We start from the raw sequence: 9,719 nt of genomic DNA, 5'->3' as shown, positions 1-9,719 counted from the left end.
AGAAATGATTCGATTTGAAGGTTATGAGTCTTAAATGAAATTATTCACCGATTACTGATAAGTAGGTAGGTGTTAAAAGTTGTCAGACACCCCCCTTATCAAGGGGGGATTAAGGGGGGATCGGCACCCCCCTTATCAAGGCGGGATTAAGGGGGGATCGGCACCCCCCTTATCAAGGCGGGATTAAGGGGGGATCGGCACCCCCCTTATCAAGGGGGGATTAAGGGGGGATCGGCACCCCCCTTATCAAGGGGGGCAGGGGGGATCAGAGGCAAAATCTATCTTCAATTTAATTATAACTACTTACTTAACTGTTCACTGATAACTGAAAAAAATGACAAACTATCGCAATCCTGCCCCCACTGTTGATATTATCATCGAACTGATCGACTCGCCCCACCGTCCGATCGTACTAATTGAGAGAAAAAATCCGCCCTTTGGCTGGGCAATTCCGGGGGGATTCGTGGACTACGGCGAATCAGTGGAAACGGCGGCCATTCGGGAAGCTTACGAGGAAATCAGTTTGCAGGTGCAGTTAATCGAGCAATTTCACGTCTATTCCGATCCTAACCGCGATCCGCGTCAACACACCATTAGTATCGTTTTTATCGCCACGGCAAAAGGCCAACCGATCGCTGCCGATGATGCCAAAAAAGTCGGGATTTTTCATCTCTGGGAATTCCCCCAACCTTTATGCTTTGATCACGATCGCATTCTCAATGATTATCGTCGTTATCGGGATTATAAAATTCGTCCCACACATTAGACCCCAACCTAGCCATAAAAGCAATCCTTGCCAAAAACGTCCCCGAAAAAACTTAAAAAATTAGACACTTCTGAGGGCGACAATCGGCTCCAATTTAGAGGCACGATAGGCGGGAAAAACGCCGAAAAAGAGACCAATACCCGTGGAAACACTCAAAGACAGGGCGACGGCGGTGGCGGAAACAGTGGCGGCCAGGGGAGAGAAACTGGAGACGAGAACGATCGCTCCTGCACCGACGAGAATACCAAGCGCACCGCCGGCGATGGAAACGAGAGTTGATTCAATCAGAAATTGTAAGAGAATATCCTGTTCTCTGGCTCCGATCGCTTTTCTTAGTCCGATTTCCCCGGTTCTTTCCGAAACCGAAACGAGCATAATATTCATTACCCCGATACCACCGACAATCAGGGAAATACCGGCGATTAAAGCCAAAAGTAGGGTGAGACCCTGGGTAATCGTGGCGAAGATTTCGATCATCTGTTTAGCAGTTTCGACGCGAAAATCATCCTCAGCGACGATTTTATGGCGTAAACGCAGGAGATTCTGGATTTGGAACTTAGCGGCCCGGATTTCCTCCCCCGATCGCGCGGTGAGACTAATCCAACTCAACTCGACACCGTAGGGTCCGGTTTTGCCCACCAGTTGCGAGTTCATGGTGCTAAGGGGAATAATCAGCATTTCATCCTGATTATTGCCAAAAAAGGAGCCTTTCGCCTCTAAAATCCCGATCACCTCAAAACTGAGATTTTTGATCCGCAGCTGTTGACCAAGGGGATTTTGGGTGGGAAAAAGTTGCGCTGCCACTTCAGTGCCGATCACTGTTACCCGTTTGTTGCGGGCTAGATCGATATTATTGATAAAACGACCTTTTTCTAGGGTAAAATTGCGGACAGAAGCGTATTCTGGGGTGCTTCCCGTGACTAGAGCCGTCATGTTGCGATTACGATGGGAAATCAGGAAACGAGCGTTTATTTCCGGGGCGACTTCAGCGACGGTGGGAACCTGTTCGGCGATCGCCTGAGCATCGGCTAAAACTAGGGTTTTCGGTAAATTAACGGTGGTATTGCGTGCTTGTCGCGACCCCGGCACCACAAAAATGGTATTGGGTCCCAAGTTAGCAAACTGGTCATTGGCTAAGGTTTGCGCCCCTTGGCCAATACCGATCATGGCCACTACTGAAGCGTTACCGATGATAATCCCTAACATAGTCAGGCCGCTACGCACTTTATTGGCCCCTAGGGTGGAGACGGCCATTTTTAAACTTTCGATGATAAACATATCAGTTATCAGTGGGGTGTGGGGTGTGGGGTGTGGGGTGTGGGGTGTGGGGTGTGGGGAGAATAAATAAAATAATCTCCTGTCCCTGAATCCTGTCCCCTGAATCCTGTCTCCTGAATCCTGTCTCCTGAATCCTGTCTCCTGAATCCTGAATCCTGACTCCTGTCCGATCAGAAAAAAGACAATTTGGAGATATTTGTTAAGAAAAATTATTGAGATTTTTGATTATTTTTGATTAGTTTTCGAGGTATCTTCGGCTCCTTCGGGGAGATCGATAAAGACCTTTTCTCCAGCTTCCAAACCTGATAAAATTTGGGTTTTATCGTCTAAGACCAAACCGATCGAAACGGGTTGAAAACTGGGTTTATTTTCGGCATCGGGAACTAAAACCCCTGACTTGCCTTCCCGGGTGACAATGGCGACAGTCGGCACGACGAGGGCATTATCTAACTGCTGGCCGACAAAAGTTACATCCACATTCATTTTCGATTTGAGTTTGTCCCGTCCCGTCACCAAACCGATTCTCACTTCAAAAGAAGTAACATTATCCTCGATAATTGCTTCGGGAGCCACGAGAATAACTCGACCTTCAAAGACTTCTTCAGGAAAAGCATCGGCGACAATTCGCACTGGTTGGCCGCGCTGCAATAAACCCACATCTACTTCCGGCACTTTAGCAATCACTTCCAATCCCGATGCCAGGGCGATAATCGAGGTGGAAGTGGCGGAAGCGGTACTGGAGGCCGAAGTGGTGGGAGTGACAAAAGAACCCTCGGTGGCGTATTTTTGGGTGATGATGCCATCAAAGGGAGCAGTAATGACTGTATCGCGGTATTGAATCTTGATTTGCTCTAAATCGGCCCTGGCGGCCGCTACAGATGATTCTAGTCGAGCAAGCTCGGTTTCTTGGGTTTTTTGGCGTTGTTCGAGGGCAAATTTCGCTTCTGCGATCGCTGCTGCCGCTCCTATCATTTCCTGCTCAATTCCAGCCACTTCTGGGGAAGCGGTTTTATCCGCTTGTTCCAAACGGCGGATCGATTCGTCTAAATTGGCTTTAGCGTTGAGATATTCATTGAGGACGGCATCAAATTGGTCTTGAGCGATCGCTCCTTCCTGGACTAAATTTTCATTGCGTTTAACCCGATTTTCTGCTAGTCGAAAACGGGATTGGGCTGCTTGTACCTGAGCTTGCAGCTGGTCTAAATCTTTGGGAATTCTTTCTTTGGCCTGAGCTAAACGGGCTTCTAATTGCTTATAACTGGCCTGGGCCTGATAAAATCGGGCTTGTAATTGCCGGATATCTTCGGGAATACTGCGTTTAGCCTGTTCCAGACTGGCTAGAGCTTCCCGCAGATGCGCTTCTGACTGCATTCCCCGGGCATACACCTCTAAATTATCCATGACGGCGAGGGTTTGTCCCCTTTTAACAATCATGCCCTGATCCACCAATAATCGCACTAATCGGCCGGGGTTTTTCGGGCTAATGTTGACACTTTGGATTGGTTCCACCCTACCACTAGCTTTAATTTCCACAGCGAGGGTTTCCCGTTGAGCAGGAACGGTCATTTTCGCCAATTCCAGGCCAGGAGGAGGAGTTTGCAGCAAGCGATAAGAAACCACTCCCACCGCCAGAAAACCACTAGCCATGAGTCCGAATATCCAAAATAGGGGGCGATTTGATTTTCCCAACACGGTTATTGCCATCGATCAGCCAAAAGTTAATTGGTTATATACTAACGTCTCTAGAGTTGCCTTTGTTGTTTCGTTAGCCAACAACTCCCAAGCGAGATAGACTGATTTAAAAAGGCCTATCGCGGGGGTAAACTGTGCCAAAACTTCAATTAATCATTTCTTTGCTCGTTTTTTTCGTCGCTGGCAGCCCGCCGGCTTTTTCCCAAGCGCTACTCCCCTACGCCATCGAACCAGAGTTAGAACAGATGGAACAAGCGGGAATTGAAATGGCCGAAGATGCCATCCAATTAGCTCGTTTTCGCCGTACCGATGCGGCCCTCGGACGGGCTAAGTTAGCGGTGCAGTTAGCCCCCCATCTCTATCAAACTTGGTTTATTCTCGGTAGTTTATATCTGCAAGACGATCAGGTGCAACCCGGTATCGAGGCATTAAATCAATCTTTGTCCCTTGCTCCCGCCGATGCCCACGCTAATATTAAATTTTCCCTCGGTAGTGCCTATTTTCAGAATCAAGATTACAAGTCTGCTATTGCCCAGATTGAAGCGGGTTTGCAAATGAAACCCGATATCTCCCCCGCTCTTTTTGATCTCGGTAATTCCTATCTCAAGTTAGCACAATATCCCCAAGCGATTGCAGCTTACGAAAAAGCTGTTAGTCAAGATAAAAATTTTTGGCCCGCTATTAATAATATTGGTTTAGTTAAATACGAACAGGGTGATAAGGAAGCAGCCCTTAAAGATTGGCGGGCCGCTTTGAAAATCGATCCTAAACAGCCAGAACCTCAGTTAGCTATTGCGGTGGCTATTTATAGTCAAGGAAAAACTGAGGAGGGCATCAAATTAGCTCAGGCCGCTCTCACTAGCGATAGTCGTTATGTCAGTCTGGAATTTTTAGAGGAAAATCTCTGGGGTCAACGTCTTCTGCAAGACACGGAGAAAATGTTTAATCATCCTAAAATGAAAGATTTTATCGCTCGTTTACCACAACCAACCCCAGAAGTGGAGGAAGAAAATTAAGCTGATAGCAGCAAGCATTAAGATAACCCCTTAGTTAATTTGCTAGGAATTCTTGAGGCTTGCTCTAACTAATTAGGGCTGGCTGAATATCGGTAGAAGCTTTGCTAAAAAATGGTTTTGGGACTTTATTAGCAAAACAACAAATTTTTTGCCGCAAACCCCACATACAGTACAATTATTACAGTTAAGGTTTTGAAAGGCCTAGGATGATGGCAAAGCAATCAAGGGCAATTGCGGTGACAGAACATGACAATAAGTGTCCTGAATGTCTGCACTTGTAGATTTTGGGAGAACCCCTTGCGCCTGAGTCTAAGGGTGTTTTTTCGCTTTTGAAAAAGTCTGATCCAGAGGCGTTTTCCCTATCGGTGCGGATTATTTTTAATCAGCAGTGGCTTGATTTTCGCTTTGGACGGGTTAAGTTTGGTTTGCGGGGGGGAGAGTTACGCTTAAAACTGGAGAATGGCCAAATGCCTTCTGAGTTGAGAAATGAAGCGTTGAAAAAGATTTTAGCAAGGGAATTAGAGATTGAACGTCAGTTAGGGGGAGAACAGGAAGGCAAGTTTCAACTAGAAGGCTCTATAACTCCTAATTTATCGAAAGCAAACTTAAAGGGAGTTAGAGAAAAGCGTCAGAAAGAGTCCCAGGGGGATAAGTTTCAGCTTAAAATAGCGCAAATTAGTCACAAGGGAGCAAATAATCAGCCTGTGTGGGTGTTCGAGAATAGGACAGGTGAGCCTGTTTTGATTGGGGAATTAGCGGATTCCCTGGGTAAAATGTTAATTGCGGGTGTTCCCTGGAGCGTTGAAGCGACATTTACTCATGAAATGCGTCAGGTTGTGATTACGGGTTTAGAAAATTTATTTAGAGATGATATTTATCGACACAAAAAATTAAACATATTTGAGTTAGCCTTAGCTAAGTTATTTTTAAAGCATAAAACCCAACCCTATCTAAGTCGTCAGGTATTACGTTATGAGTGATGCAGATTTTATTCGAGAAGTTGAAGAACTGTACCTGCGTCTTGCTAATGCAGATACAGATGATCTGGTTGAGTTAGCTAAACTTGCGGGTTTAGACCCTAAAACAGATTTAGCCGACTCTGTTTGGGTTCCCTATCCCAGCGTTGGGGAATTTCGCCAGAACACCTTAGCGGCGGCGGTGCTGACAGATTATCTAAAAGAGCATGGGATAGAGGTAGATACTGCGGCGGCTGATAATGCTCAAGTGGTACTACCCAAGCTAGGTAAACTAGAAGCTGTATTGATTCCCCAAGACTCTGGTGAAGAAATGTTAGATTTAAGCCAAATTAGGGTCGAAATTGACCTAAATCCGGCAACTCTAGCCTATATTTTAGTCGAGTTAGGGGAAGGAGGAGCTTGGTTAACTGGGGTTCTGTTGAGTTCGGACCTGCGCCAGGATTTCCCAGAAGGCGGCGCGGTGTCCTTGGCGATGAGGAAACCTATATCGGCGCTGTGGGAGGCTTACCGTCGGTGGGAAAACTGTCAGCAAATCATGGCGCAGTATATCGATAAACAAGGCTGGTCGGCGGAACAGCGATCGGAGGTAATCACAGTGTTAAACTGGGTCTGGGACTATCGGCAGGACTATGAGCGTCCGACGCTATTAGGGGACTTTTTAGCAGAGAAGGCCAACGAGAATAATGAGAATTTTAAACCCTTAGTCTCGCGTCCAGAAGGGGTAAGGGGAGCAACGCCTGAGCCGTCTTCAGAGGGTGCGGTGGACTGGCTAGAGGTGGCGATGGATTTGCTTGATGAATTGGGAAAATGTATTTAAAAAATAATCATGAAAAGCATTAAAATAATTGTCGAAAAACACCCAGATGGCTATATTGCTTATCCTTTAGGTATTGAAGGTGTTGTCATTGGCGAAGGCGAATCATATCAAGAAGCGCTAGAAGATGCGAAATCAGCACTCCGTTTTCATATTGAAACCTTTGGAGTAGAAGTTTTAGATACTGAATATTCTGTCTTAGAAGCGTCTATTATAGTAAGGTGATCATTAACAAAGAGGTCAACAGATGCAAAACTTACGTCAGGTTTCTTTACTAACAAGTGGACAAGAGCAAGTCTTAACTATTCCTCCTGAACTTGCCCTATCAAGCACAGAGGTTTTGTTACGCAAAGAAGGTCATCGCTTAATCATTGAGCCGATTTCTTCCGGTTCTCTAATTTCTTTGCTGACTACTTTGCCAGACATTACAGACAATTTTCCTGATATAGATGAAGGGTTGCTTCCCCTTGATGACATTACATTTTAGTACCACCCAATGACCTATCAATATCTGCTTGATACTAACATCCTATCACATTTGATCAGGTATCCCCAAGGTCAGGTTTTCCAGCATATTGTGGATGTCGGCGAAGAAAGCGTTTGTACGAGCATCATTGTGGCGTGTGAATTAAGATTTGGAGTGGTTAAAAGTGGTTCCTCCCGTCTGGTGCAGCAACTAGAACGCATCCTGGAGTTCTTGACAGTTTTGCCATTAGAATCAACTGTAGATAAGCACTATGCCCTAATTCGTAAACATTTGGAGCAAGCAGGAACCCCAATCGGTCCAAATGATTTACTGATTGCTGCTCATTCTCTAGCGCTTGATCTGACTCTTGTTACCGCAAATACTCGTGAATTTGAGCGTGTGCCTGCTTTGAAGTTAGAGAATTGGTTGATTGATTCTGTAATAATTTTTGGGGGATAATTTGTCATAAATGATGTTGCTGATGATGGTTGTGTATATATTCTGCCACTACTTTTTTGCGGTTTTCTCGCAATGATAAATCAGGTGGAGCATTTTCTAAAAGATGCTGAGGATGACCTCCCCGGCGTTGTGATAAAGTTTTACGCGGTTTTAAGCTTTGCCAATGTTCGTAAATGAGTTTTTTCAGAAGTTCTTCTGAGCTAATATTCTCTTCGGAAATGATGTCTGCTAGATAGTTCTCGGTTTCTCGATCTAGATTAATCGATAACATTGTTACTTCATGGGATAAATCAATATCTTTGATTATAGCTTAAAATCCATGATCGCACTCACCCCCCATCCCCAATTGAGTTTGCTAGAGAAAAATTCGGGGTACGGGCGAAGCATTCGGATAGGAAATCTAGGGTTTCAGTAATAGGTTATTGTCCGAATGCTTCGCCCCTACTCAATCATCTAACAATCCGTCGTAACGCACCACATCTATCATTAATTTATTTGGTGCGTTACGCTATCGAAGGGCGCACCCTACTAAAAACTACTAAAAACTAAAACCAATCATGAACGAAGCAAGAATAGAAGCTTACTTAGCCCTAATCCAAGCGCTCTTCCAGTGCGAAAATGGTCAGGAACCAGCGCTATTAGAGGCTAACGCGGAATTAGTTGATGCAGGCTTAGTCGCTGTGATGAAGCAGTATGCAGACTTATTAGAACAGCAAGGACAAAGCAATGAAGGGAGATGGTTGCTGAATATGGCGCAACAGTTAGAGCAAATTTTAGACCCGCCAAGAGATAACCAAAACCTCTACATCAGTTTTTTACAAACCCTACTGCAAACTATCGCAGAAAGTGACGGAAACGGCCAAGCAATTTATCCCCTGCTCGACAATAACCTCCATCTCTTAGATGAAAACTTAGTTAACCTCCTCCGTGCTTGGGGAAATGATACCAAGGAACAAGCCAGTCCAGAGGAAACTTACCAAATAGGGGTACTCCTCTATCGTCTTGCTGATGCCATTTATGAATTTCCTAAAGGTAATCCACTCATTAACCTAGCCATTGCCGTCTATGGATACGAAGTTTGTGCCACCATCTACCGCCAACTCGGATTAGATAGGTTTAAAAGGGAGTTAGCCCGAACCCTCACTGATCTGGGACTAGCCTACCGGAACCAAGCCGAACTGGGGAAAGAGCCAGTAGCCAACCTAGCACGGGCGATCGCCACCCACACCGAAGCCGCCACCATCCTCCGCCAACCCGGATTAGAAAGCGAGGTAGAAACAAAGTTTACTGCTCTGAGCAGTGCCTACTACATCCAAAAGGATTTAGCCACAAACCTCATTGGTCTGGGTAGTGCCTACGGCTTGCAAGCCGAACTGGAGAAAGAGCCAATGTCCCTAGAACGGGCGATCGCCGCCTACACCGAAGCCACCACCATCTGCCGCCAACCCGGATTAGAAGGGGAGCTAGTCGGAACTCTCACTAATCTGGGCAATGCCTACAGCATTCAAGCCCAACTGGGTCAAGAGCCGGTGGTCAACCTAGAACTGGCGATCGCCACCCACACCGAAGCCACCACCGTCTGCCGCCCACTGGGATTAGAAAGGTTGATCGGGGCAGAAAGGGCGTTAGCCATAAACCTCAATGGCTTGGGCAATGCCTACCGCACCCAGGCCCGACTAGGGAAAGAGCCGGTGGCCAACCTAGAACAGGCGATCGCCAATTATCGAGAAGCACTTTCCTTTCTCAACCCCGCTCTCTTACCTGCTGACACCCTGAGAACTGGGAGCAACTTAGGCGATATCGGTTTCCAGCAGGGTTGGTGGAACATCGCCTTAGAAGGCTACACCGTCGCCGTGGAAGCCGTTGAACAAAGCCGCGCCTGGGCAACCAGTGAAGCCCTTCGCCAAGAGATTGTCCGCAAGTCCATCGGCGTTTATGAAAACCTGATCCAAGCCGCCGTTAACCAAGGCGATCTCTCCCTGGCGTTGCGAACCGTCGAACGTTCCCGCTCCAAACGCCTCGCCGACCTGATCGCTGTGGGCGACCTCTACGCCGATGGGCGCGTTCCCCCTAGGGCTGTTTCATTTAAATTAAGTATAGCTGATTTTGAGGGCTCTTCGTTACTTGTTATGGTTCGATAGGGGGGCATAAATCGACTAAATCCTTATCTGGCAAAAGATTTAACTGATTAGCTCGCTCTAGATCAAAAACAATTGACAAAAATCGTCCAATGTCTTTCTCTATAAGGGTT

Annotated in this window: 12 protein-coding genes; 9 read left to right on the top strand and 3 right to left on the bottom strand. The window is 46.4% G+C overall.

Translation table 11 applies throughout. From position 1 onward, the window contains the following. Nucleotides 1–334 precede the first annotated feature (334 nt). Complete coding sequence (locus O9332_RS19450) at nucleotides 335–766, top strand: NUDIX domain-containing protein (RefSeq protein ID WP_002799564.1); 432 nt, start codon at nucleotides 335–337, stop codon at nucleotides 764–766. Between the two features lie 60 nt (nucleotides 767–826). Here the strand turns inward: O9332_RS19450 and O9332_RS19445 are convergent, their stop codons facing one another. Together O9332_RS19445 and O9332_RS19440 are read right to left on the bottom strand one after the other, a co-directional pair. Continuing rightward, a complete protein-coding gene (locus tag O9332_RS19445; protein WP_004159634.1) occupies nucleotides 827–2,044 on the bottom strand; it encodes an ABC transporter permease in 1,218 nt (405 codons plus the stop codon). Between the two features lie 225 nt (nucleotides 2,045–2,269). Then, nucleotides 2,270–3,748 (bottom strand): efflux RND transporter periplasmic adaptor subunit, encoded by a 1,479-nt coding sequence (locus O9332_RS19440; protein WP_288026978.1) that lies wholly within the window; start codon nucleotides 3,746–3,748, stop codon nucleotides 2,270–2,272. Here O9332_RS19440 and O9332_RS19435 point away from each other — a divergent pair. The 7 genes from O9332_RS19435 to O9332_RS19405 all read left to right on the top strand — a co-directional run bounded on the left by O9332_RS19435 (nucleotide 3,690) and on the right by O9332_RS19405 (nucleotide 7,468). Beyond that, the gene (locus O9332_RS19435) at nucleotides 3,690–3,836 is read left to right on the top strand and encodes a hypothetical protein (protein WP_002740204.1); all 147 of its coding nucleotides are present in this window, start codon (nucleotides 3,690–3,692) and stop codon (nucleotides 3,834–3,836) included. The two genes, O9332_RS19440 and O9332_RS19435, sit on opposite strands and share 59 nt — an antisense overlap. Nucleotides 3,837–3,870: 34 nt before the next feature. Then, complete coding sequence (locus O9332_RS19430) at nucleotides 3,871–4,752, top strand: tetratricopeptide repeat protein (RefSeq protein WP_288026976.1); 882 nt, start codon at nucleotides 3,871–3,873, stop codon at nucleotides 4,750–4,752. Nucleotides 4,753–5,081: 329 nt separating this feature from the next. Beyond that, entirely contained in the window at nucleotides 5,082–5,732 is a 651-nt protein-coding gene (locus O9332_RS19425; RefSeq protein ID WP_288026974.1) for a hypothetical protein, read from the top strand. Beyond that, nucleotides 5,725–6,546, top strand: a complete 822-nt coding sequence (locus O9332_RS19420; protein WP_288026972.1) for a hypothetical protein — start codon at nucleotides 5,725–5,727, stop codon at nucleotides 6,544–6,546. The genes O9332_RS19425 and O9332_RS19420 overlap by 8 nt, the downstream gene beginning before the upstream one ends. A gap of 9 nt (nucleotides 6,547–6,555) precedes the next feature. Further along, on the top strand, nucleotides 6,556–6,768 hold the full coding sequence (locus O9332_RS19415; RefSeq protein ID WP_002793068.1) for a type II toxin-antitoxin system HicB family antitoxin: 213 nt from the start codon (nucleotides 6,556–6,558) through the stop codon (nucleotides 6,766–6,768). Between the two features lie 22 nt (nucleotides 6,769–6,790). Beyond that, the gene (locus O9332_RS19410) at nucleotides 6,791–7,030 is read left to right on the top strand and encodes an antitoxin (protein WP_002793069.1); all 240 of its coding nucleotides are present in this window, start codon (nucleotides 6,791–6,793) and stop codon (nucleotides 7,028–7,030) included. A 9-nt stretch (nucleotides 7,031–7,039) separates the two neighbouring features. Continuing rightward, a complete protein-coding gene (locus tag O9332_RS19405) occupies nucleotides 7,040–7,468 on the top strand; it encodes a type II toxin-antitoxin system VapC family toxin (RefSeq protein WP_002788601.1) in 429 nt (142 codons plus the stop codon). Nucleotides 7,469–7,472: 4 nt separating this feature from the next. On the opposite strand, the gene O9332_RS19400 is transcribed toward O9332_RS19405, so the two are convergent. Continuing rightward, on the bottom strand, nucleotides 7,473–7,739 hold the full coding sequence (locus O9332_RS19400; RefSeq protein WP_288026969.1) for a hypothetical protein: 267 nt from the start codon (nucleotides 7,737–7,739) through the stop codon (nucleotides 7,473–7,475). Nucleotides 7,740–8,025: 286 nt separating this feature from the next. On the opposite strand from O9332_RS19400, the gene O9332_RS19395 reads away from it, so the two are divergent. After that, nucleotides 8,026–9,609, top strand: coding sequence for a tetratricopeptide repeat protein (locus O9332_RS19395; RefSeq protein ID WP_353853435.1), 1,584 nt, complete (start codon nucleotides 8,026–8,028; stop codon nucleotides 9,607–9,609). Nucleotides 9,610–9,719: the final 110 nt, after the last annotated feature.

This window comes from Microcystis sp. LE19-10.1B (assembly GCF_027530565.1).
In the GTDB taxonomy this organism is placed as follows: domain Bacteria; phylum Cyanobacteriota; class Cyanobacteriia; order Cyanobacteriales; family Microcystaceae; genus Microcystis; species Microcystis aeruginosa.
This window is presented reverse-complemented; position numbering and strand designations above follow the sequence as displayed.